This window comes from Edaphobacter paludis (assembly GCF_039993895.1).
GTDB classification, from domain to species: Bacteria; Acidobacteriota; Terriglobia; order Terriglobales; family Acidobacteriaceae; genus Edaphobacter; species Edaphobacter paludis.
On record NZ_CP121194.1, the window covers coordinates 1,043,806 to 1,066,046 of the forward strand.

At 57.8% G+C, this 22,241-nt stretch carries 19 protein-coding genes and 1 pseudogene; 17 read left to right on the forward strand and 3 right to left on the reverse strand.

Going from position 1 to position 22,241, the window contains the following annotated elements:
• Positions 1–70 precede the first annotated feature (70 nt).
• From P4G45_RS04210 to P4G45_RS04220, 3 genes are all read left to right on the forward strand, one after another.
• Positions 71–994 (forward strand): LysR family transcriptional regulator, encoded by a 924-nt coding sequence (locus tag P4G45_RS04210; RefSeq protein WP_348268425.1) that lies wholly within the window; start codon positions 71–73, stop codon positions 992–994.
• A gap of 105 nt (positions 995–1,099) precedes the next feature.
• Positions 1,100–1,600, forward strand: a complete 501-nt coding sequence (locus P4G45_RS04215; RefSeq protein ID WP_348268426.1) for a Spy/CpxP family protein refolding chaperone — start codon at positions 1,100–1,102, stop codon at positions 1,598–1,600.
• A gap of 191 nt (positions 1,601–1,791) precedes the next feature.
• Positions 1,792–2,397 carry an outer membrane beta-barrel protein gene (locus P4G45_RS04220; protein WP_348268427.1) on the forward strand — a complete coding sequence of 202 codons (606 nt, stop codon included), beginning with the start codon at positions 1,792–1,794 and terminating at the stop codon, positions 2,395–2,397.
• Positions 2,398–2,543: 146 nt separating this feature from the next.
• Here P4G45_RS04220 and P4G45_RS04225 read toward each other — a convergent pair whose 3' ends face one another.
• A complete protein-coding gene (locus P4G45_RS04225; RefSeq protein ID WP_348268428.1) occupies positions 2,544–3,248 on the reverse strand; it encodes a hypothetical protein in 705 nt (234 codons plus the stop codon).
• 76 nt (positions 3,249–3,324) lie between these two features.
• On the opposite strand from P4G45_RS04225, the gene P4G45_RS04230 reads away from it, so the two are divergent.
• The 10 genes from P4G45_RS04230 to P4G45_RS04275 all read left to right on the forward strand — a co-directional run bounded on the left by P4G45_RS04230 (position 3,325) and on the right by P4G45_RS04275 (position 14,764).
• Positions 3,325–5,817, forward strand: coding sequence for an LptA/OstA family protein (locus P4G45_RS04230; protein ID WP_348268429.1), 2,493 nt, complete (start codon positions 3,325–3,327; stop codon positions 5,815–5,817).
• Positions 5,814–6,542, forward strand: coding sequence for an LPS export ABC transporter ATP-binding protein (gene lptB / locus P4G45_RS04235; protein ID WP_348268430.1), 729 nt, complete (start codon positions 5,814–5,816; stop codon positions 6,540–6,542). Before P4G45_RS04230 ends, lptB begins: the two co-directional genes overlap by 4 nt.
• 152 nt (positions 6,543–6,694) lie before the next feature.
• A complete protein-coding gene (locus P4G45_RS04240) occupies positions 6,695–8,413 on the forward strand; it encodes an RNA polymerase sigma-54 factor (RefSeq protein ID WP_348268431.1) in 1,719 nt (572 codons plus the stop codon).
• Positions 8,414–8,442: 29 nt separating this feature from the next.
• A complete protein-coding gene (gene hpf / locus P4G45_RS04245) occupies positions 8,443–9,069 on the forward strand; it encodes a ribosome hibernation-promoting factor, HPF/YfiA family (RefSeq protein WP_348268432.1) in 627 nt (208 codons plus the stop codon).
• A gap of 43 nt (positions 9,070–9,112) precedes the next feature.
• A complete protein-coding gene (rapZ, locus tag P4G45_RS04250; RefSeq protein WP_348268433.1) occupies positions 9,113–10,018 on the forward strand; it encodes an RNase adapter RapZ in 906 nt (301 codons plus the stop codon).
• An 86-nt stretch (positions 10,019–10,104) separates the two neighbouring features.
• Positions 10,105–11,979: an ABC transporter ATP-binding protein gene (locus P4G45_RS04255; RefSeq protein WP_348268434.1), complete on the forward strand. Its 1,875-nt coding sequence runs from the start codon at positions 10,105–10,107 to the stop codon at positions 11,977–11,979.
• Positions 11,976–12,881, forward strand: coding sequence for a YicC/YloC family endoribonuclease (locus tag P4G45_RS04260; protein WP_348268435.1), 906 nt, complete (start codon positions 11,976–11,978; stop codon positions 12,879–12,881). The genes P4G45_RS04255 and P4G45_RS04260 overlap by 4 nt, the downstream gene beginning before the upstream one ends.
• 44 nt (positions 12,882–12,925) lie before the next feature.
• Complete coding sequence (gmk, locus tag P4G45_RS04265; RefSeq protein WP_348268436.1) at positions 12,926–13,585, forward strand: guanylate kinase; 660 nt, start codon at positions 12,926–12,928, stop codon at positions 13,583–13,585.
• Between the two features lie 95 nt (positions 13,586–13,680).
• A complete protein-coding gene (gene rpoZ, locus P4G45_RS04270; RefSeq protein ID WP_348268437.1) occupies positions 13,681–13,890 on the forward strand; it encodes a DNA-directed RNA polymerase subunit omega in 210 nt (69 codons plus the stop codon).
• A gap of 22 nt (positions 13,891–13,912) precedes the next feature.
• On the forward strand, positions 13,913–14,764 hold the full coding sequence (locus P4G45_RS04275) for a uracil-DNA glycosylase (RefSeq protein ID WP_348268438.1): 852 nt from the start codon (positions 13,913–13,915) through the stop codon (positions 14,762–14,764).
• Positions 14,765–15,189: 425 nt separating this feature from the next.
• On the opposite strand, the gene P4G45_RS04280 is transcribed toward P4G45_RS04275, so the two are convergent.
• Positions 15,190–15,654, reverse strand: coding sequence for a hypothetical protein (locus P4G45_RS04280; protein ID WP_348268439.1), 465 nt, complete (start codon positions 15,652–15,654; stop codon positions 15,190–15,192).
• A gap of 193 nt (positions 15,655–15,847) precedes the next feature.
• Here P4G45_RS04280 and P4G45_RS04285 point away from each other — a divergent pair, with 193 nt between their 5' ends.
• From P4G45_RS04285 to P4G45_RS04295, 3 genes are all read left to right on the forward strand, one after another.
• On the forward strand, positions 15,848–17,188 hold the full coding sequence (locus tag P4G45_RS04285; RefSeq protein ID WP_348268440.1) for a Gfo/Idh/MocA family oxidoreductase: 1,341 nt from the start codon (positions 15,848–15,850) through the stop codon (positions 17,186–17,188).
• A 40-nt stretch (positions 17,189–17,228) separates the two neighbouring features.
• Complete coding sequence (locus tag P4G45_RS04290) at positions 17,229–18,533, forward strand: VCBS repeat-containing protein (protein WP_348268441.1); 1,305 nt, start codon at positions 17,229–17,231, stop codon at positions 18,531–18,533.
• Between the two features lie 136 nt (positions 18,534–18,669).
• Positions 18,670–19,182: a hypothetical protein gene (locus P4G45_RS04295; protein ID WP_348268442.1), complete on the forward strand. Its 513-nt coding sequence runs from the start codon at positions 18,670–18,672 to the stop codon at positions 19,180–19,182.
• Positions 19,183–19,249: 67 nt separating this feature from the next.
• On the opposite strand, the gene P4G45_RS04300 is transcribed toward P4G45_RS04295, so the two are convergent.
• Entirely contained in the window at positions 19,250–19,684 is a 435-nt protein-coding gene (locus P4G45_RS04300; protein WP_348268443.1) for a VOC family protein, read from the reverse strand.
• Positions 19,685–19,727: 43 nt separating this feature from the next.
• Here P4G45_RS04300 and priA point away from each other — a divergent pair.
• Positions 19,728–22,212, forward strand: a pseudogene (gene priA / locus P4G45_RS04305) (primosomal protein N').
• The last annotated feature ends 29 nt before the right edge of the window (positions 22,213–22,241 follow it).

A 22,241-nucleotide genomic window follows, 5' to 3' on the forward strand; every position in this document is an offset into this window, starting at 1 on the left:
ACTTCCACTGGTATCAGTAATTCTAATCGAAGTATTCAAACTGGGTAATTGTGTTGCAGCTGGGAGAGCCATGGATCTGGTACAGATGGAGACGTTTCTGGCAGTGGCAGAGGAGCGCAGCTTTTCACGGGCGGCGGCACGTCTTCATCGTACTCAGCCTGCGGTGAGCCAGGCAATCGCCAAGCTGGAAGGGGAGCTTGGAGAGGTGCTGTTCGAGCGTTCCTCGCGCGATGGAACGCTGACCGACGCGGGAGAGTTATTGCGGGAGTATGCCGCTAAGCTGTTGAATCTACGGAGTGAGGCGGCAGTGGCCCTGACGGAGCTGCGGTCGCTGCATCGGGGGCGGTTGAATCTTGCGGCGAATGAGTACACCTGCCTCTATCTGTTGCCGCTGCTGGATGAGTTTCGGCGGCAGAATCCACGCATCAAACTGGCGGTGCAGCGGTCACTGGCAAGCCGGATTTCGGATGAGGTGTTGATGCATTCGGTGGAGATTGGTGTGCTCTCGTTCCGGCCAGACGAGGCACAGGTGAAGTCGATGGTGGTTTACCGCGATGAGCTGGTATTTGTGGTGAATCCGCGGCACCCGCTGGCGAAGGAGGAGACGGTTTCGATCCGTCAGCTCGGAGCGCAGAACTTTATCGCGCACAATATTTCGTCGCCGCAGCGGCTGAAGGTGATTCAGGCGTTCAAACGGCATAAGACCGTTCTGCATATGGGCGTGGAACTGCCATCGCTCGAGGCGATCAAGCGGTTTGTGGAGATGGGCAATGGCGTGGCTCTGGTTCCGGGATTGACGGTGCGGACTGAGCTGCAGAGCGGCGCTCTGGTGAGGGTGCAGATTCCGGAGCTCCAGATCGAGCGTAAGTTAAGGCTGGTGTATCGAAAGCAGGCCAGCTTGTCACATGTAGCGCTCGCGTTTTTGAAGGTGGTGGAGGCGTATGCGGCGGCGCATGGCGATCCTTACTGTTTTCAGCCGGAACGGGGTATTTAGGTTCGGCGGATAAATCGAAACCTTTGGCTGGGAAGCGCGTTTGTATGGATAGACTCACGCGCCGGAGACGACCTCTCCGGTGGATGGACACGAGAGAGGTATCCGATGAAGATGACGATGTTTCGTAATCCGTTTTATAAACCGATGATGCGGGCGGGCGTGTTGGCGCTCTGTGCCGCTACCCTGAGTGCGGCACCCATGATGGCGCAGGACAACACCGCTCCACCGCCGCCGCCACAGCAGCAGGACAATATGGCACCCCCGCCGGGCGGTCATGCTGGCAGACGAGGCGGACACCAAGTCGAGATGCTGACCAAGCGGCTGAACCTGACTCCCGATCAGGTGACACAGGTAAAGGCCATCGACGCCGACACCATGAGCCAGATGAAGGCCCTGCGTGAGGACACCACAACGGCGCAGGCGGACAAGCGAAGCAAGATGATGGAGATTCGTCAGGCATCGCAGGACAAGATTCGCAATGTGCTAACCGACGAGCAGAAGACGAAGTATGACGCCATGCTGGCGAAGATGAAGGAGCGCCGGCAGAATCGTCGAGGTGGCGAGGATACCGCACCGCCTCCACCTCCACCTTCCGCGCAACAGTAACGGGAATCTCAGAAGAAAGAGCCGGGGGACGTGCTGTCCTCCGGCCTTCTTGCGTTCGAGGCCGTTCTGCGGGCCCGGGTGCGGTTACAATGAAGGACAATGACTACGGCGCTTCGTGACTGCTTTCGAAACGCGTTGCCTGTGGGACAGCGTAGAAGGTCACGGACGAATTCGAAGGGATCTAGCGAAGAATGAAGAAGACGATATTGTTGCTGGGAGCATTGATGCTGACAGCAGTTGCCGGTTATGCACAGGAGAGCCGGCAGGACGTAAGCATTAGTGCTTCAGGAATATTTGCGCCCGAAGTACACGGAAATGCCATTCAGAAAGATACGACCACGACCCTGGGCCTGCTTGCCAGCTACCGCTACATGCTGACGCCGCGCAGCGCGCTCGAAGTGAACTACGGATATGCGCAAAATACGGAAAAATACATCGTCTCCGGCAAGGCGCAGGGTGGGATTCATACGCTTCAGTCGGAGTACAGCGCGGCGTATGTTTACAGCTTGAACTTTGGAAAATTCAATCCGTTTGCCGAGGCTGGTCCGGGTGTGATGATTTATCACCCGCTGCTGGACAACGGGACTTACCAGATCGACGCTAAGTCGAACACAGAGATCGGCGGGCTGTTTGGGGCGGGTCTGGCTTATGAGATCAGCCCGAGCTTCGATATCCGTGCCGAGTATCGCGGCTTTGTGGCCAAGACGCCGGATTACGGTCTCCCGGGAAATATCTTTAAAACCGATCGGTATCAGGTCAGTTCGTCACCCTCGATCGGTATTGCGTATCACTTTTAGGTGAGGCGTCTTTCATGAATAAGGCCCGGCGATTATCGCTGGGCCTTTTTATTTCACTCCGCGCAGGGGATGCCAAAGACAAAACAGGTCATCCACTTCCGGCAAAGGACGACAATATTCTGGGTATAGAGATTCTCTGGAGCTGCTTAGTTAAGCCGCTGTAGCCGGGCTATCAGCTTTTCGGCGAGAGGCTCGCCCGACTCGGTCCATAGGAGGCGGCTGCTGATGCCGCAGTGCTTTTCTACGGAAAGGGTGAAGGCCAGCAGCATCTCGATGTTTTGCTGAATACGCTTCTGCGCCACCTCATCGAGTTCTGTGTCTTCGACGGTGTCGTCCATGATCCAGGGGGTGTCAAGGCCGAAGTCGATGCGTATATGGCCGTTCTGCCCGTAGCTGGCGTCGTCGAAGTTGGGGCCGAAGCCAAGGATGCGGACGGTAGCGGGCTGGAGCTTCCAGGTGGTGTCAAGACGACCAAAGGCCGCGGCGGATTCCGAGTCGGGGCCGAGATCGAGGCGGTTGTGGAAGTCGTCATCATGCAGGGGGGTCCAGAGCTTCCACTTCATCTCGAACTCGTAGGCCATGTCGTCGTGGAGTTGCTCTGTGGCCTCGGCGACGGCGTTTTCGATGATGGAGGCTTCGGAGTCTTCGGCGCGGTCGTCGTTGACGTAGATGCGCTGGTAGGTGGGGGATTCGGTAAAACTGATGGGATAGACAGAGGCGGCTGCGACACGCTTGCCTTCGGGGCCTCCGCTGATGAGCGCGAACTGGCGCAGGACCGAGACCATCGCGGCCGGGAGAGCCTCGAAGCGGAAGTTCGGGAACCAGAGGCTGAGGTAGAGCTGATCGGCCATAAGAGTAGTTTACAGGGCTGGAGCGCAGATAACGCATTTTGGTGAAGGTGAATGAGAAGATAGATGGGGCGGGTTGATGCGTATTTCGGTGTCCATTGAAAGGCTGAGAATCTGGTTGCTGGTGGGCGCGGGCCTGCTGGTAACGGTGATTATCGCGTTTCTGGGCTATGCGCACTATCGGGCGCACCGGTTTCTGGCGGAGTTGCCGGCGAAACTTGGGATTGACGTGACGCGAGAGACGGACGCGTTTACGTATTCGCAGTCGTTAGGCGGCAGAACGATATATACGATTCATGCTGCCAAGGCGTTGCAGCACAAGGATGGCAAATACACGCTGCACGATGTTGGGATTGTGGTGTACGGGCACAATTCGGACAGAGCCGACCGCATCTATGGCAGCGAGTTCGAGTATGACCAGAAGGAGCAGGTGGCGACGGCCACGGGCGAAGTGCATCTTGACCTGCAGGCTCCGGCGCCAACCGACGCCAAGGAAAGACGGGATTATGCGGCTGGAGGTGAATTGGCAGGTGCTAAGGAGGCTGGGCCGGGCGACCACATCATCCATGTAACGACGAGCGGACTGGTCTTTATGCAAAAGCTGGGGGTTGCGGCGACGGACAAGGAGATCGAGTTTGAGTATGGCGGGATGACGGGCCATGCGGTCGGCGCCGACTATGACTCGGATACGGGCGTGGTGGTGCTGCACTCGGCCGTGAAGGTGGTGGGATTACAGCAGGGGCAGCCGGCGACGCTGACGGCGGCTCGGGCAGAGTTGAATAGACCCGCCAAACAGGTTGTGCTGACGCAGGCGAAGTATGCGCTGGTCGGCGGAGCGAAGGCAGGCGTCGGGCAGACGGCGGAGGCGCAGCAGATGGTGGTCCATCTGCGCGACGACGGATCGGCGGAGCGGATGGAAGCTCAGGGCGCGGTCACACTGACAGATGGCGATGGCGGCAGGGTGGTGGCTCCGAATGGAAGCATTTTGCTGAATGCTGAGAGCAGGCCGCAGTCGGCGGTATTGACGGGTGGAGTGCGGTACATTGCAGACGGAGCGTTACGCCAGGGCCGCGGAGAGTCCGCTGAGGCGAAGGCTGCCTTCGATAAGGCGGGTCGGCTTCAGCATCTGGTGCTGACGGGTGCGGTGCAGTTACATGAGAGGCTTCGTGCTTCGGAGGCGTCAAGTGCGCCTTGGAGCGAGCGGGATCTTGGAGCGGCTAAGGTAGAGCTTGCCTTGATTTCGGACCAGGCGGGGAAGGCCCAGTTGCAGGAGGCTACGGCGACTGGAGATGCTCGTTTGCAGGTGGTGAGTCCGACAGGTAAACCGGGACATCTGGCGATGGCGAGCAGCGATCTGGGTGGGGATGTCTTGACAACGCATTTTGTGGCGCTGGATGGCGTGCGGCGGCTTTCGGTGGTGAATGGGACCGGGCATACGATGGTGCGACGAGTGAGCGATGCCGGTGCCGTCAACACAAGTTCGGGAGATGCGCTGGAGGTTCATTTCAAGACGGGGGCGGGGCACGGTAGCAGCACGACGGACGAGATTTCGACCGCTGTGCAGGAGGGGAATGTGGTAATGACGCAGACGCCGGTGAAGAAGCCGGAGGATGCGAACGTACCGCAGCAAGAGAAGGCCATCGCCGCGCGGGCGGCCTACGACGGGGCGACGCAGCGGCTGACACTGACGGGTGGAGTTCAGTTGACGGATGCGGGAAGCCTGCTCTTGGCAGACCGCATTGCGATGCAGCAGCAGACGGGGGACGCCGAGGCGGATGGTGCGGTGAAGGCCAGCTATAAACTCTCCGGAGGTGGGAGCGAGCCGGTGCATGTGCTGGCTTCACGCGCTGTGTTGAAGCATGATGCGGGACAGGCGACCTTTTACGGCGTCGCTGGACATCCGGCTCGTCTTTGGCAGGGCGGTTCTCAGGTGGAGGCCCCGATGCTTCAGTTTGATCAGAAGGAGAAGCGACTGCTGGCTCATGGAACTGGACAGGAAGCTGCGATGCCTGTGCATACGGTGCTCGTGAATGCTGGGAATCCGAAGGCTGATGCGGGAAAGCTAGGCCCGGGGAAGGCTGAAGTTGTGCGGGTGGTGAGTAGGGAACTGACTTATTCGGACGCGACGCGGCAGGCGGATTTTAGCGGAGGAGTAGAGGTTGAGAACGCCGACGGCCATATGCGAGGGCAGGAGGCCGTGGTTTACTTGCAGGCGGCCAAGGAAGCCGGGAAGAAAGCAGCCTCCAGCAATGCCCTGACGGTTGGACAGAGTGGATTTATGGGGGGCAGCGTAGAGCGGGTGGTGGCAACCGGGCATATTGAGATTGACCAGCCTGGGCGCCGTGCGACCGGCGAGCGCGTGGTCTATACGGCGAGCGATGGGATGTTTGTGATGACGGGTACGGCGGCTGCTCCGCCCAGGATTATGGATGATACGCGCGGAACAGTGACGGGGACGTCGTTGCGATTTCATGCCGGGGATGAGAGTGTCATGATTTCTAATGGTGTTTCGAATGGTGTGGAGGGTAAGCAGAGGGTGCGCACAGAGACGCGGGTGAAAAAGGATCGATGAAGATTTTATCGACGGAGGAGATCGGCAAGTCGTATGGCGGACGCCAGGTCGTTCGAGGCGTAAGCCTGCAGATCGAGCAGGGCGAAGTCGTGGGACTTCTGGGACCGAACGGGGCGGGTAAGACGACGAGCTTCTACATGATTGTGGGGCTGCTTCGCCCGGACGCGGGACGGGTGTTGATGGATGGGGAGGACATCAGCCGGTTGCCAATGTACCTGCGCGCGCGAAACCATGGCATCAGTTATCTACCCCAGGAGCCTTCCGTCTTTCGCAAGCTGACGGTGCAGGACAATATTCTGGCAGTCCTGGAGGCGCAGCAGTTGAGCTGGGAGAGTCGGAGGACGCGCACTGAGAAGTTGATTGAGCAGTTGAATCTCGGCCATGTTCGCAAGACACGGGGCTATGCGCTGAGCGGAGGCGAGCGCAGACGTGTAGAGATCGCACGCTGCCTTGCGATCGAACCGGCGTTTATTTTGCTGGATGAGCCGTTTTCGGGGATCGACCCCATTGCTGTGCTGGATCTGCAGGAGATCATCTTCGACTTGAAGAAGAGCGGGATTGGCGTTCTGATCACAGACCATAACGTGAGGGAGACGTTATCGGTGACGGACCGCGCCTACATCATCAATGAAGGTAGGATTTTTCGTACGGGTACGCCAGGAGAGCTGGGCCGGGATGCCGAAGTGCGGCGGATCTATTTGGGCGAGAATTTTTCAATGGCTTAGTGCGGTACAACTTCTGTTGTAAGGGCGAGTACTATAGGTGCGTCATACATAGCCGTCCGCAGCGTTAGACTACAGCGAGAATGATTTAAGGCGTGTAGACTGTGGCCGGAAGCATGAGAGGTTAAGATTTGCTGCTGCAACCCAAGCTGAATATGAAGGTTTCGCAACGCCAGGTGCTGACGCCTGGATTGGTGCAGATGGTTAGCGTCCTGGCGCTGAACAAGCTTGAGTTGAAAGAGATGATCAACACCGAGATGGTGGAAAATCCGGTGCTCGAAGAACTTGAGGAGTCCGCCGTCTCGCTGGAGGAGCGGGCGGGGATTGAGGGCGATCGGGAACGTTCAGCGGAAGAAGTGGTGGCGGCGAGCGAGCGGGAAGAGAAGGACCCCTTCGACGAGATCGACTTCGGAAGTTACTTTCAGGACTATCTCGATCCCGGGTTTCGAACGGCCTCAAACTTTGAGGAATATGACAAGCCCTCGTTCGAGAATTTTCTTTCGCAGCCAAGCACGCTGAGCGACCACCTCGCGTGGCAGCTTGGGTCATTGACGCTATCGCCGGAGGTGCGTGCGGCGGCGGAGTTGGTGGTTGGAAACCTCAATGAGAACGGCTATCTCACAGCCACCGATGAGGAACTCGTCGATGGCTTGATGTCGTTGGAGCGCAGGGTCAAGACTGTTCCGATTTCATTTGATCGGCGCGCCAAGGCTCAGCCTTCTGATTTGCAGATGCAGCCCCCGGCAGCCGAGATTGCCAGCGGCGGTGCGCAGGACTCGATCGAGATTGCTGCTACTGCCACAGAAACCACGGAAAAGGATGAGGGACGGACTGCACTCCTTGCGGTAGTTCAAGAGGCGCGCTCGATCGTCAATTTTCTCGATCCTGTTGGTGTTGGAGCGAGAGACCTACGTGAATGCCTGCTGATTCAGATTAACGCGCAACAGGGCGAGGCAGCCCTTGTGCTGCGTCGACGGCAAGCAACGCCGGCAGACGATGCCGGCAGCAGCGATGAAGACTATGGAGAGATCGAGCAAGCTCATCCTGTCACTGACGAAGCTGGCCGAGTAGACATCTTCAGTATCGCGACCCATGTGGTGACCCATTGTCTGGCGCTGTTGCAGAAGAAGGACATGCGCGAGTTGACGCGGAGTTGTGGACGCACCGCGGAAGAGGTACAGGCCGCCGTTGAGTTTATACGGACGCTCGATCCTCGTCCCGGGCAGCGTTACAACCAGAGCGAAGCGCGGCTGATTGAACCGGATGTCGCGTTTGTGAAGCGGGACGACAAATACATCGTTCTGATGAATGAAGAGGACATGCCTACGCTTCGGCTCAACCAGAGCTATCGCAAGATGCTGCAACAAAAGCAGACGGAAAAAGAAGTGAAGGAGTACGTGAAGGAGCGGTACAAATCCGCGATCCAGCTACTGCGAAATATCGAACAGCGAAAAAATACCATTGTGCGGACCTGCGATGTGATTGTCAGGCGACAGACGGAGTTTTTGGAACATGGCGTCAATGCTCTGAAACCAATGATGATCAAGGAGGTCGCCGAAGAGATCGGCGTGCATCCTTCCACGGTGAGTCGCGCGGTGGCCAACAAGTACGTGCATACGCCTCAGGGCGTGTTTGAACTGCGCTTCTTCTTTTCGGAAGGCGTGAATGGCCCGGAGGGTGGCGACTTGCCGCTGGTCCTGTTGAAGCGCAAGGTGAAGAAGTTGATCGAAGAAGAGGATGAACGGAAGCCGTTGACGGATGATCAACTGGCGGCTGAGTTGCAAAGGCAGGGAATTCAGGTGACGCGGCGGACGGTGGCAAAATATCGCGAGGACATGCAGATTCCAAGCACGCACCAACGCCGGGTCCGTTGATCGCATCGAAGGTATACGAGGTAATCGATATGGATGTTGAGTACACCGGCAGACAGGCAACCATTACAAAGAAGTTGAAGACGCAGACCGAAGTCGGGCTGGCCAGGATTGCAAAGATCCTCGGCAATGCAGGCAATGTGCATGTGATTCTGGCCACGGACAAGTACCGGCAGATCGCCGAAGTGACGGTTCTGACGCGAAACCAGAAACTGGTGGCGACGTGTGAATCGACTGAGATGGTAATTGCCTTGCGCGATACCCTGGACAAGATTGAGCAACAGGCGATTCGCCACAAAAAGAAAAAGATGACCATCAAACGGCACGGCAAGTCCGATACGGTTCTCGGGGGTGAAGCGGTCGAAGAGGAAGTAGCGGCTGCCAAGCCCACCGCCGGCAGGGTCGCGGCGAAGAGCAGTGCAGGGCGGAAAGCCGTGCCTATGCTGGTGCATTCGTTTCCATCAACCTCGCCGTTGTCGGAGCCGCATGTTGCGCGCTCGACCGACGGGGTGGCGCTGCGACCAATGACGCTGGAGGAAGCCGTCAAAGAGGCGGCCTTTCGCGATCGGGACGTTTTTGTGTTTCGGGATCACGACGGACAGGCAATGGTTCTACACCGGAAGCGCGATGGAAAGATGGAATTGATCGAAGTGCCATAAGGTGGCTCGCACGGAAATCCTAAGAATGCTTTAGGATTTGTTCATGCCACGCAAGATAGCGAAGAAGGCTGCAAAGAAAATCATCGGGGCGGTGAACACGGGCGAGCTCGTGATTCTGACGGGCTTGTCCGGATCGGGGAAGCTCTCCGCTCTGAAGGCCTTTGAGGACCTCGGATATTATTCCGTGGATAACCTGCCGCTTGAACTGGTGCCACAGTTTGCGGATCTGGTGCGTCAGTCCGCTGAGATACAGCGCGCAGCCTTGGTAGTCGATGTTCGCGAAGGAATGGGGCTGGACGAATTTCCAGCGATCCTGAAGAGAGTCCGCCGGACACTGCCGACGCGTGTTCTGTTCTTGGAGGCGAGCGAGGATGCCCTCATCAGACGCTTCTCCGAGACTCGGAGACCGCATCCCATGGGGCGCACAAATACCGTTATCAAGTCGATACGGGCGGAACGCAAAAGGCTGGACCCAATCCGGAATGTCGCGGACATTGTGCTGGACACAACGAAGTTCAACGTCCACGAGCTGCGGGCACACATCAACGCCCAGTTTGAGCGTGAGGCGAGCGATCAAAATCTGACGATCTCATCGGCGAGTTTTGGCTTCAAAAATGGCGTCCCCTCAGAAGCAGATCTTGTGTTCGATGTCCGGTTTTTGCCGAACCCCCACTTTGTGCCGGAGTTTCGCAAGTTGACCGGAAAGCACCCGAAGGTGGCGCAGTACGTCCGCCAGTTCCCGCAGACGGCGGAGTTTCTGGATAAGACGACGGACATGCTGAAATTTCTCTTGCCGCACTACATCAAGGAAGGCAAGAGCTATTTGACAGTAGCTTTCGGTTGTACGGGGGGGCAGCACCGCTCGGTGTTTATTGCCGAAGAGATGAAGAAGCGGCTGACGGCTGCGGGCTATAGGGTGAAGACGTCGCACCGGGACATGCCCCGATAAAAAGATAGCTAGTAAGGGATAAAAAGAGATAGCCAATAGAATAGTGAGATGCCGAAGGCGATGACGATGACCGGGAGAGTGGTGGCTTGAGGCGTATCTGGCGATTACTGCTCTACGTGCGGCCCTATGCGCTGTATTCGGTGGTATCTGTTGCGTTGATGGCCGTTGTGGGAGCCATGACTGCCTTCAGGCTTCTACTGGTTAAGCCCATCTTCGATAATGTGTTGAGTCCGCAGGAATCGAAGAGAGTTTTGAATTTTCCGGTGCCGCATACGGGCTGGACGCTTGACCTGAATTTTCTTGTCCCCAACCACTTTCACAATTCATGGACCATTGTTGCCTATGCTCTGGTGGTCTCTGCGCTGCTGAAATCGGTCTGCGATTACGCGGGAACGTACCTGGTGAACTATGCCGGGTTCGGAATGATTACGGACCTGCGCAACGACCTTTACGATGCGATTTTGCGACGCTCTGTCGCGTTCTTTCAGAAGCACGCGACCGGAACCCTGCTGTCGACTTTGATCAATGATATTGAGCGCGTGCAATATGCAATGTCGACGGTGTTGAGCGATTTTCTGCAGCAGTTCTTTACGCTGCTTTTCACGATCGGTGTGGTGATTGTCGTCGGTGGAAAGCTGGCGTGGGTGCTGCTGTTGTTTGTCCCCATTGTCATCTCATCGGCCCGTCGGATTGGCCGGGGTGTGCGGCACACCACACGCAAAGGGCAAGATAAGCTGGCGGAGATTCAGAACATTCTTCACGAGACGATAACAGGCAATCGCATCGTGAAGGCCTTTGGAATGGAGTTGTGGGAGACGGACCGCTTCCGCAGGGCGGCGAAACGGCTCTTCCAGGCGAATCTGAAATCGGTGAGCGTGCAGGCGATCAGCTCACCTTTGATGGATGCGCTTGGATCGGTGGGCATTGCATTATTGCTATTGTTTGGCAGGGATCGAATTCTGCACCGCGAGATGACAGCGGGATCATTTGTCACATTTCTTATCGCGGTGTTTACGCTGTACGATCCTGTGCGCAAATTTGCGCTCTTTTATAACAGCTTCCAGCAGGCACTTGGAGCCAGCGAAGACATCTTCAAATTTATGGATGCGCAGGACGATGTGCAGGAGAAGAAGCATGCGCATGTGTTGAAGGGATTCAACAAAGAGATCCAATTCGAAGATGTGGGCTTTGCTTATGAGAGCGAGGGAGAGACGAAGCAGGTACTGCAGAACATCAATTTCACTGTGCGTCCGGGCGAAGTGCTGGCGTTCGTCGGGCCGAGTGGAGCAGGCAAATCTTCGCTGGTAAATCTAATCCCGCGCTTCTTCGATGTGAATGAAGGACGGATTCTGTTGGACGGCCATGACCTGCGGGACGTGACCATTGTTTCGCTGCGAAAACAGATCGGAAAAGTGACGCAGGAGACTGTGCTCTTCAACGACACCGTGCGCAACAACATTGCGTATGGCCAGCCGGATGTTCCGATGAGCAAGGTGGAAGAGGCCGCACGCATGGCGTTGGCACATGAGTTCATCATGAAGATGCCCGAAGGCTACAACACCATGATCGGTGAGAAGGGCGTTCGCCTGAGTGGCGGTGAGCGGCAACGATTGGCGATTGCGCGCGCGATCCTCAAGAATGCGCCAATCCTGATCCTCGATGAAGCAACGTCTGCTCTGGATATGGAGAGCGAACATCTTGTGCAGGCCGCGCTGGCCAATCTGATGCAGGGACGGACGGTATTTGTGATCGCGCATCGGCTTTCGACGGTTCGCCGGGCAACGAGAATTGCAGTGATCGAGAACGGCCGAATTACAGAGATGGGCACGCACGATGAGCTGTTATTGCAATCGGGAACGTACCGGCGACTCTATGATTTGCAGTTCAGCGGACATGAGGGGAACGTCGCGGGCAATGGTGAAGCTGCTCGGGTGCAGACGGATTTGGAGGGAATTGCATGAGCGCTGTGTATTCGATGACTGGGTATGCGAGTGTGCGCGGCTCCGTGAAAGAGCAGCTTGGCTTTACGCTGACGATCAAGAGTGTGAACCACAGATTTCTCGATCTGCAATTCCGGTTGCCGTCCTCCTGCGATGGGCTGGAGATACAGTTGCGGCGAACGCTGAAGGAGAAGCTGCGGCGTGGGCACATTGACGTTACGTTGCAGTTGGAGCGCAAATCAAATGTGCAGATCCAGTTGAACGCCGGGCTGCTCGATGCTTATGTGAAGGCGTTCCGAGAGGCTTCAGCACTACACGGACTGGCGGGCGAACCGGACATGAATGCCTTGTTGCGTCTTCCCGGCCTGATGAGCGCTGAGAGCAACGTGAGCGAAGAGGCGATGCAAGGGCTCGATGAGGCGGTTCTGTCGCTGGTGGATGAGCTGGTAGTCAAGTTGAATGAGGGACGCGCGCAGGAAGGCGCAGCGCTGGCGGTCGAGTTGCGTGCATCGATGCTGCGATTGCAGGCGTTTGCAACGGAGGTTGCAGCGCTGCGCGGCGGAGTGCGCGATGCTTTATTTGAGCGGCTTCGCTCGCGGTTGGCCGAGTTGATTCAGGGGACTTTGGTGAGCGAGGAACGCCTGCTTGCCGAAGCTGCGGTGTTGGCAGAGAAGAGCGATGTTGACGAGGAGATCGTTCGACTGCGCACGCATGTCGAGCACTTTATAGCGATACTCGATGCAGGAGGAGAGCTTGGCAAACGGCTGGATTTTCTGCTTCAGGAGTTGAACCGCGAGGCGAATACGATGCTGTCAAAGACGAGCAGCGCATCAGGTGTGGATGGTTTGCGGATCACCGAGCTTGGGTTGGAGATGAAGGCGGAGATCGAGAAGGCGCGCGAGCAGGTTCAGAACCTGGAGTAAAGATAACGTGCAGATAGATTGCATAGACAGGGTGTTACGAACGGATGGCAGGCATACTTTTTATTATTTCGGCACCCTCGGGGTCAGGAAAATCAACGCTGGTGAGCCAGTTGAGGACGTTGGTCGCGGGATTGGATTTCTCGATCTCGTATACGACGCGCTCTCCGCGAGGTTCTGAGGAGGATGGCCGCGAGTATCACTTCACCAGCCGGGAAGAGTTTGAGCGGATGGTCGCGGCGGGTGATTTTCTGGAGTGGGCCGAGGTCTTTGGCAACTACTACGGAACGGCGGTTTCGGCGCTGGCACATGCCAGAGATGCGGGGAAAGACCTGCTGCTCGATATCGATGTGCAGGGCGCGGTGCAGGTGATGAAGAAGCTGCCCCAGGCGGTGTCGATCTTCATTCTGCCGCCAAGTCCGGAGGTTTTGGAGATGCGGCTGCGCAACCGCAGCGAGGCGGAGCAGGTGACTTCGGAGGCCGTGATTGAAGGCAGGCTGGCTGAGGCTCGGAATGAGTTGAAGCGCATTGGCGACTACAAATATGCGCTGGTGAATGACGTTCTCGACCAGGCAGTGGCGGAGATGCGGGCGATTGTTTTGTTTGAGCGCGGGGCACGCGATGGAGTGCAGGCAGTGGCCGAGAGTTGCAGAACGGATGCTGCTTCGCCCCGGCTCAGCAGCGCGCTGGGCACTTTTGGCAGATAATGGACGGCACCCACTACGAATTGTCCACGATTGGCTCCGAATTATCTGGGACATTGCGCGGTGCTGAGGTAGATTCTGCTTACGGGGTGAAACGCATGACGATTGAGAATGCTTTCCACAACAAATACAGTCTGGTCAAAGGTGCGGCGCGACGGGCGCGTCAGTTGCAGTCCGGCGCGGTTCCGCTGATCGATGCCAAGTCGACGAAAGCATGCCGCGTGGCTCAGGACGAGATCAGGCAGGGGCATGTGAAGTTCGTGCTGATGGAGAAGGTTGTAGCGCCGACGCTCGACCCCACGGTTTAGCTGCGCGCGATAGCATAGAACCATGGCAGGAGATCGAGAGCAGCAATTGCGGGCGTACGTCGAATACTTCCGCGACATGGGGATTCATGATTTCTACCGTCGCGGCGAACCAGTTGCGATAGAAGCGATTGAAATGGCTGCCGCGGTATCTGCGACGGATCCGTCGCCGATCGCTTTGGAAGTCGCGCCCATTCCTGCTGATACTCCTCCAATCCGTGGTTTTCAGGAGCCGGTCATTCCCAAGCTGGTTAGTTTCAATGATCTTGCACCCATGCCTGAGGATCGCATTCCTGCATCGGAGCGAGTTGCGGCGTTGCAGGCTATTCGGGAGGAGATTGGGGATTGCACCCGTTGTCCTCTCGCCTATGCAGGGCGGCGCAATATTGTCTTTGGCGATGGCGACCCAGGGGCGCGGCTGATGTTTGTAGGTGAGGGGCCGGGGGCGGACGAGGACGCCTCGGGTGTTCCTTTCGTGGGCAAGGCCGGACAGTTGTTGAACAACATGATTGGCGCGATGGGGCTGAAGCGGGAAGAGGTTTACATCGCCAATATCGTGAAGTGCAGGCCGCCGGCGAACCGCGTTCCGGAGCCGGTCGAGGCCAACACCTGCACCCAATTCCTGGTGAAGCAGATCGACGTGGTGCAGCCGGAGGTGATCGTGGCGCTGGGTGCTACGGCTGCAATGTATCTGCTCGGCGTGAAGCAGTCGCTGGCTTCGCTGCGTGGCCAGTGGCATAGCTGCCGAGGGGCGAAGGTGGTGGTGACCTATCATCCGGCGTTTCTGCTTCGCGATCCCCGGCAGAAGGGCGAGGCCTGGAAGGACCTGCAGATGGTGATGGCGGAGATGGGACTGAAGGCTCCCCCCAAAGGATAGGTCTGCGCGCATCCTGTATTCCTTTCTGGAGGGTATCCCCCTCCTGTACTTAAGGTCCTAAAGTCTTCGAAGTAGATACTTTAGGTCCGGACTTCGGTATCGACCTTTGAGAAAATGAAAAGCCCCGGCAATTTTGCCCGGGGCTTTTTGGATTTCTGCTTTCATTATTATAGGCGGTTGGAGAAAACTCTTTTGCAATTGATATCGTGTTTGTTTTGAGTCGGTTAGATGATTTCGGGGCTTGACAAGATTTTTGCCGGTATTTTTGAGGTTTGTGGCGGGTGGCGAAACGCAACGGCAATAGATCAGTCGTTTCGGCTTCGCCTTCACTCCGGCCTTCCGCAGAGCGGAGGCTGCTTCGCAGCGGGTTTGAGAAGCGGGGCTGAAGGCTCGCTGTACCCCTGGCTGCATTGGCGGACTAGCTCTTAGCGAGGGGGCGGGATGCGAACGGTGTTGGCGCGGCAGGTGCGAATCGCTCCGCAGGCTATGGGTTGGAGAGTTTTGCTCATGCAGACTTCGATGGCGGTAAGGTAGTTGTTGCCGCAGCTGAGAGCGAGGCTTTCGGGAGGGAACGATGGGTTGGTCTTTGCGAAGAGATCGAGGATCTGGTAAGGGCCGGTGTTGTTTTGAGGCCAGAGGCCATGCAGGGTAAAGGCACGGTGCTGGGCGCACTCGGCTGCGGTGGTATGGCTGTGGCAAAACTCGGGCGACCAGGAGAGATTGAGCAGGTAGTAGTCGAAGGGCTGACTGGTGGCTCCGGCTTGAGTGGTGCGGGCCTGTTGTCGGGATGACTGTTGTCGAATGTTAGACGAATGATTTGGTACTTGAGATGAATTACAGCCGAGTGCAAAAAAGATGAGAACGCAGACTGCACTGGATAGGTTCTTCATGGACTATGCCTCGGGTGCTGGACTGCATCGAGTTGATGTTTATCGATGCGGAAACAGCCATTGATTTGACTGGCATCGTATTCTCGCGCTGCTCCTCATTTGTATCGCACTGGACAGCACGGCTCATATGACATAACTTTTTTGTTGGAAACTGAAAGACCATTTTTGTGTTGTGAAAGAGATCGAACTTACCATGATGAGTCTGGATCGTAGAGCCTTCTTGAAGGCCGCAGGTATTGCCGCGGCTGGATCCGGGTTGAAGATGATTGCCCAAGAGCCGCGTGAAACGGGACAAACGATATCCGCTAACGACCATATCCAGATTGCGCTCATCGGCGCAGGGATCCAGGGCCAGGGAGATACGGGATGGGCAGTCCGGGTTCCGGGAGTGAAGCTGGTTGCCGTTGCCGATTGCTACGATGGTCGGCTGGCGCACTGCAAAGAGGTGTGGGGCGATGACGTGTTCACGACGCGTGATTACCGCGAGATACTGGCGCGGAAGGACATTGACGCCGTGATTGTCGCCACGCCGGACCACTGGCACAAGCAGGCTGCGGTGGACGCGATGACGGCGGGCAAGGACGTCTATTGCGAGAAGCCTATGATCCATCTGTACTCGGATGGGCCGGAGATCATCGAGACAGCGCGGTCGACGAAGCGGATTATTCAGGTGGGGAGCCAGCGGGTCAGCTCCATCATTTATGCAAAGGCGAAGGAACTGCTTGCCTCGGGTGCTATCGGCCAACTGAACATGGTGACGGCGCGGTGGGACAGGAACTCCGCCATCGGCGCGTGGGACTACTCGATTCCGCTGGATGCGAGCCCGGAGACATGCGACTGGCCGCGCTTTGAGGGAACGGCGCCGAAGATTCCTTTCAACGCGGAACACTTCTTTCAGTGGCGCAAGTGGAAGGCCTATGGCAGCGGCGTGGCTGGCGATTTGTTTGTTCATCTTTTTAGCGGGACGCACTTCATCACCGGGTCGCATGGGCCGACGCGGGCGATGGCTACGGGTGGCATCCGCTACTGGAAGGATGGGCGTGACGCGCCCGATGTGATGCTGGCGCTGTTTGATTATGCTGAGGGCTTTAATTTGAGCCTGCACGTCAACTTTGTCGACGGCGGGGAGGAGAGCGAAGGACTGCTCTTTACCGGCTCGGAAGGCACGATCGAGATTGCGGGCAACTCCGTCATCCTGAATCGCGTGCCGCGTGAGAAGGAGCCGGGATATACCGTCAGCACGTTCACCAATGCGATGCAGAAGGAGTACATCGCGAAGTACCGGCAGAAGTATCCGCTGGAACCCTTGACGGAGATGCACCAGACGGGCCTGGAGCGGTTTGTCGCGCCGAAGGGTTATAGCGACAGCTACGACCACTTCCACAACTTCTTCGACTCGGTGCGTACGCGCAAGCCGGTGGTGGAAGATGCGGAGTTTGGCTTCCGTGCGGCGGGCGCAGCGCTGCTCAGCAACCTGAGCATGGCGAAGGGAAATGTCGTTCATTGGAATCCCACCACCATGAAACTGGTGTAATCGCAGGTTCTACAAAAGAAAGTTCGGGTACAAAATTTTTATGAGAATCACTGCTCTTTCGCTCGCTTTTCTTCTTGTCGTGGGCGCCGGTGCTGCCGCTCAGGCGCAGGACCCGAGTCATGCCACGGAGTTTCGCAAGCCGACTCCGGGTAATGGACCGGATGGCAAGCCGCGGCTGGCATTTCTGACGCACCGCCTGGGCACCGACCATGCGGAAGGCATCACGACGCTGGATATGAATGGCGACGGATTTAAGGACCTGGTGAGCGGCGCTTACTGGTATGAAAATCCGGGTCCGCATGGTGGCGAGTGGAAGCAGCATCAGTACAGGACGGTCGGGGTGCACAACGAGTTTGTCTCCGACTGCGGCGAGTGGACGATTGATGTGAACCACGACGGCGCGCCTGACATAGTAACGACAGGATGGATTTCGAATGGGCTGTGGTGGTACGAGAATCCGAAGAAGCCGGGTGCGATGTGGCAGAAGCACTTCATCACGAATAGCTATGACACTGAAGGTGGCGCCGAGGGAGATATCAACGGCGATGGCAAGCCGGATATTGCGCTGGCCCACTATAACCATTCGGGTGTGATCTGGGTTGACTTTTCCGGAGCTACGCCCAAGGTGCATCACGTTGGCGGCAAGGAGCAGGATGGTCACGGCATCGGTGTCGCCGATATCAACGGTGACGGTAAGCCGGATATCCTGACGCCGTCCGGATGGTTTCAAAATGTGGATGCAGACCATGACAAGTGGATATGGCATCAGGACTGGCGGCTTGGCGACGCTGGGTTTCCGATTCTTGGGTACGACGTCAACAATGACGGCAAGATCGATTTGATCTACGGGCAGGGGCATGGCTATGGTGTCTACTGGCTGGAGCAGACGGGCACGACGGCGCACCGTGTCTGGAAGCGGCATACGATTGACGAATCTTTCTCGCAGTCTCATGCGCTGAAGCTGGTCGACCTCGATGGCAATGGAGTGCCGGTGCTGGTGACTGGGAAGCGGTATCGCGGCCACTCGGGGAACGATCCGGGGTCTTATGATCCTTTGGTCATCTACGCTTACCGGATCGATCGCAAGACGGGCACGTTTACGCGGACGGCGATTTCAGTCAATGGTACGGCGGGTATCGGGACGCAGATTGTGGCGGAAGATCTGGACCATGATGGCGATATTGACCTGGCCACTGCAGGTAAGCTGGGTGTTCATTTCATAGAGAATCTCAAGGTTTCCACGAACGTTCCCAAGGCGACTCGTGAAGCGCAGCAGCCGATTGAGCGCAAATGGCCGTTCCCCGGCGAAGGTCAGGAAGTTCCGCAGGAGGATGGGCCGCGCTGAGGTTGGCGGGGATTTCAGAGTAAGAACCTGTATGAGCACAGTTCACCGGTTACAAGGATGTCTCTTGTAGCCGGTGAACGCATTTAGGTGGCAACAATGGTGGCGCGAACAGCTCGGATATGATTCACTTTTTTGCATGGCTAACGTACAAACTCGCCGCAACTTCCTCTGGACGGCTCCCCTTGCCGCCGCAGTCGCTCTCCCCCTAACGGATACGCTGCTTCATGCCGCGCCTGCCGAAGCCGAGCCGCGTGCGACCTTCAAGGTGTTTCCGGCGGCGACGCTCGAAGGCATGGTGAAGAGTCTTGAGGAAGCGCCTGCCGCCAAGGACATTGTTCAGGGCAACGTGGGCATTTCGATCACGATCAGCGCGGAAGAGAAGAAGGCGGCGAAGGAGTTTGAATACCACCAGCACCGCGACCACGTATTCCAGGTGCTAGACGGCTCGACGCAGTATGAGATTGGCGGTACGCCGAAGAATGCGCGGCAGACCAAGCCGGGGGAGTGGCTTGCGCCGGAGTCGGAGGGGCATACGACGATCACGCTGAACAAGGGTGACATGCTGGTGGTGCCGAGAATGACGCCGCATAAGCGGACCACCGAAGGTATGGTGAGTTTGCTGTTGATTAACGCTGCGACCCCGGCGTAGGCACCGGTTCAATCTGCATCTGCAAAGCTGGGCAGCTTCTGTTCCGGATTCGTGGAGATGGAACTGCTCAGCTTTTGGCTATGGTCGCTCCCCATTCGCTGGGGCTGATATCACGAACGTGTTGAGAAAAGAGCCAGTGGTGGCCATCCAGATCTTCTGCGCCATACTGACGTTCGCCGTAGATGGTCTCCTGAAGATCTTCAATGATCTTTGCTCCGCTCGCTTTGGCTTGGAGGAGGTGAGCATCGACATCGTCGACAAAGATGGTTAAGGTCTGTGTTCTGTGGCCAAGTTGCGATGGAGACGCGCTTCCTTCGCGTACTCCCCTGAGCATGATCCAGGCATCACCGAGATGCATCTGAGCGCCGCTGACGGGATCTCCATAGCGATAGTGTTCTTTGAATCCAAACACCCTGGTCAGCCAATCGATTGCGTCGGGAATGTTCCGGTAAACGATGTGCGGTAACACTGTATTTACCGGGACTGAACGGTTATCCAGCATACCCGGGAGCGTACCACACCGCCGAAGCGGTTAAGCTGGAGGGATGCCTCTGTTTTGCGATGTCGCGCTGCCGGTTCCTCTGGACCAGACCTTTACCTATGCGGTGAACGGTGTGATGCCGGTGGTGGGGGCGCGGGTGCTGGTGCCGTTCAGCGGGCAGCGGCTGATGGGGGTTGTGGTGCGGGTGCATGAGAATGCACCTGCGGATGGATTTGAGATTAAGCCGGTGCAGCAGGTGCTCGATGATGCAGCCCTGCTGCCGGATGAGTTGATGCGGCTGGCTGAGTGGATTGCGCAGTACTATGTCGCTCCGCTAGGCGAGGTGCTGCGGGGAATGCTGCCGCTGGCCGCGGAGGTGAAACGGCACTTTTTCTACAGGATTGCCGAGCAGGGGCGGAAAGTGCTCTATGAGGGCGCGGCGAAGGGATCGTCGCGGCGGTCGAAGCTGTCGCCCGAGGAGCAGAACCGCGAGTACGCTGTGTTGAACTATCTGGAAGGTGGCGAGCAGGCGAAGATGTCGGCGTTGCGGTCGGCTACAGGCGCGAATAAGGCGCTGCTCGAAGGAATGGTCCGCAAGAAGTGGCTGACGCGGGAGGCGGTGGCGGAGGAGCGCGATGCGCGTCGACTGGAGAAGGTCGCAGTGCTGGCGGTGGATGTGCGTTTGCCAAAGCTCAATGAGAATCAGACAGCAATTCTGGCGGAGTTGGCTGCGGTGGGTGGGCGGATGCGCGTGAGAGATCTGCGGCAGACGTTGCCAGCGATGCCGGAGTCTACGCTGGGGACGCTGGTGAAGCGTGGGCTGGTGACAGTTGAAGAAGTCGCGGAAGATTTTCACATGGGCGGCGTGGGTGCGAATGGCAAGAAGCATGCGCATGAGCACGCTCTGAATGAAGCGCAGATGGAGGCGCTGGGTACGATTGCAGCGGCGATGACGAAGGGCGGGTTTGCGCCGCATCTGCTGTATGGCGTGACGGGCTCGGGCAAGACGACGGTTTACTTTGCGGCGATGCAGCGAGCGCTCGATGCGAGGAAGTCTGCGCTGCTGCTGGTGCCGGAGATTGGGTTGACCCCGGCAATGACGGGGCAGATGGTGGCGGCGTTTGAGTGAGGTGGCGCTGCTGCACTCTCAGTTGACGCCGGATGAGCGGGCCGAGCAGTGGCACAGGATTCGCCGGGGCGAAGCGCGGATTGTGGTGGGAACGCGGTCGGCGGTGTTTGCGCCGATGGTGAATCTGGGGCTGATTATTGTCGATGAGGAGCACGACTCGAGCTACAAGCAGGAGGAGACGCCGCGCTACCACGGCCGCGATGTTGCCGTGATGCGGGCGAAGTTCAACGATGCGGTAGTCGTGCTGGGATCGGCTACGCCTTCGCTCGAGAGCTGGGCGAATGCGGAGAAGGGTCGGTACGTGCGCGTCGAGATGAGACAACGGGTTGCCGACCGTCCGCTGCCTGCGGTGGAGCTGGTGGACATGCGCACGGAGTTCAAAGAGACGGGGCAGGAGCAGATTTTTTCGCGCAGGCTGATCGAAGAGACGCAGGCCACGTTGGACCGGGGCGAACAGGCGATTATTCTGCTCAATCGGCGGGGCTACTCGTTTGTGGTGATGTGCAGGAGCTGCGGCGACAAGATTGAGTGCGAGAATTGCGCAATCTCCATGACGTATCACAAGCCGGTGAGCGGCAACGAAGGCATAGCGCAGCCGGGGCAGCGGCTGGAGTGCCACTACTGTGGGTTTCGGCGGTCGGTACCTAAGACTTGCCCGAAGTGTGAGAGCGAGCACCTTTACTTTTTGGGTGCGGGGTCGCAGCAGGGCGAGGAGCGTTTGCAGGAGATTTTTCCGGCGGCACGGATAGGCCGCATGGACCGCGATACGGTGCGAGGACGCAGCGATATGGAGCGGCTGCTGTCCCGGCTTCATGCAGGGGAGATCAACCTGCTGGTGGGCACGCAGATGATCGCCAAGGGGCATGACATTCATGGGGTGACGCTGGTTGGCGTTGTGGGCGCGGACTTTGCGCTGGGGCTGCCGGACTTTCGCGCGGCCGAGCGGGTGTTTCAATTGTTGACGCAGGTCTCAGGAAGGGCAGGTCGGGGCGATCTTCGCGGGAAGGTGCTGGTGCAGACCTATCATCCTGACCATTATGCGATTCAATTTGCTTCGCAGCATGACTACCCGGGGTTTGTGGCCAAGGAGATGCAGTACCGGCGGTGGATGCACTATCCGCCGTATGCTGTGCTGGCGAATGTGGTGATCCAGAGCGAGAAGCTGGAGGAGGCTACAGCTTGGTCGGCGGCGCTTGGGCGCTGGTTCGAGAGGACGCGGCTGGATAAAGTTCGCGTGCTGGGGCCTGCCGCCGCGCCGATTGTGCGGCTGAAGCGGATTTACCGGTATCACTTTGTGCTGAAGGCAGAGCGGAGGCAGACGCTGGGTGCGGCGCTGCGGGCGATGCTGGCATTTGCGGAGACACAAGGGATTGCGCGCCGAAATTTGGTGGTCGACGTGGATGCTGTGCATCTAATGTGATGCGGTGAGTTAGGGCTGAGTGAGTTGGC

Bases quoted from the DNA above. Each gene is read 5' to 3' on its own strand.
- P4G45_RS04285 (WP_348268440.1), top strand. From the start codon at position 15,848: ATGATGAGTCTGGATCGTAGAGCCTTCTTGAAGGCCGCAGGTATTGCC.
- P4G45_RS04280 (WP_348268439.1), bottom strand. From the start codon at position 15,654: ATGAAGAACCTATCCAGTGCAGTCTGCGTTCTCATCTTTTTTGCACTC.
- P4G45_RS04290 (WP_348268441.1), top strand. From the start codon at position 17,229: ATGAGAATCACTGCTCTTTCGCTCGCTTTTCTTCTTGTCGTGGGCGCC.
- hpf (WP_348268432.1), top strand. From the start codon at position 8,443: ATGGATGTTGAGTACACCGGCAGACAGGCAACCATTACAAAGAAGTTG.
- P4G45_RS04210 (WP_348268425.1), top strand. From the start codon at position 71: ATGGATCTGGTACAGATGGAGACGTTTCTGGCAGTGGCAGAGGAGCGC.
- P4G45_RS04260 (WP_348268435.1), top strand. From the start codon at position 11,976: ATGAGCGCTGTGTATTCGATGACTGGGTATGCGAGTGTGCGCGGCTCC.
- P4G45_RS04220 (WP_348268427.1), top strand. From the start codon at position 1,792: ATGAAGAAGACGATATTGTTGCTGGGAGCATTGATGCTGACAGCAGTT.
- P4G45_RS04300 (WP_348268443.1), bottom strand. From the start codon at position 19,684: ATGCTGGATAACCGTTCAGTCCCGGTAAATACAGTGTTACCGCACATC.
- P4G45_RS04215 (WP_348268426.1), top strand. From the start codon at position 1,100: ATGAAGATGACGATGTTTCGTAATCCGTTTTATAAACCGATGATGCGG.
- P4G45_RS04295 (WP_348268442.1), top strand. From the start codon at position 18,670: ATGGCTAACGTACAAACTCGCCGCAACTTCCTCTGGACGGCTCCCCTT.
- P4G45_RS04240 (WP_348268431.1), top strand. From the start codon at position 6,695: ATGAAGGTTTCGCAACGCCAGGTGCTGACGCCTGGATTGGTGCAGATG.
- rapZ (WP_348268433.1), top strand. From the start codon at position 9,113: ATGCCACGCAAGATAGCGAAGAAGGCTGCAAAGAAAATCATCGGGGCG.
- P4G45_RS04275 (WP_348268438.1), top strand. From the start codon at position 13,913: ATGGCAGGAGATCGAGAGCAGCAATTGCGGGCGTACGTCGAATACTTC.
- P4G45_RS04225 (WP_348268428.1), bottom strand. From the start codon at position 3,248: ATGGCCGATCAGCTCTACCTCAGCCTCTGGTTCCCGAACTTCCGCTTC.
- P4G45_RS04230 (WP_348268429.1), top strand. From the start codon at position 3,325: ATGCGTATTTCGGTGTCCATTGAAAGGCTGAGAATCTGGTTGCTGGTG.
- gmk (WP_348268436.1), top strand. From the start codon at position 12,926: ATGGCAGGCATACTTTTTATTATTTCGGCACCCTCGGGGTCAGGAAAA.
- rpoZ (WP_348268437.1), top strand. From the start codon at position 13,681: ATGACGATTGAGAATGCTTTCCACAACAAATACAGTCTGGTCAAAGGT.
- lptB (WP_348268430.1), top strand. From the start codon at position 5,814: ATGAAGATTTTATCGACGGAGGAGATCGGCAAGTCGTATGGCGGACGC.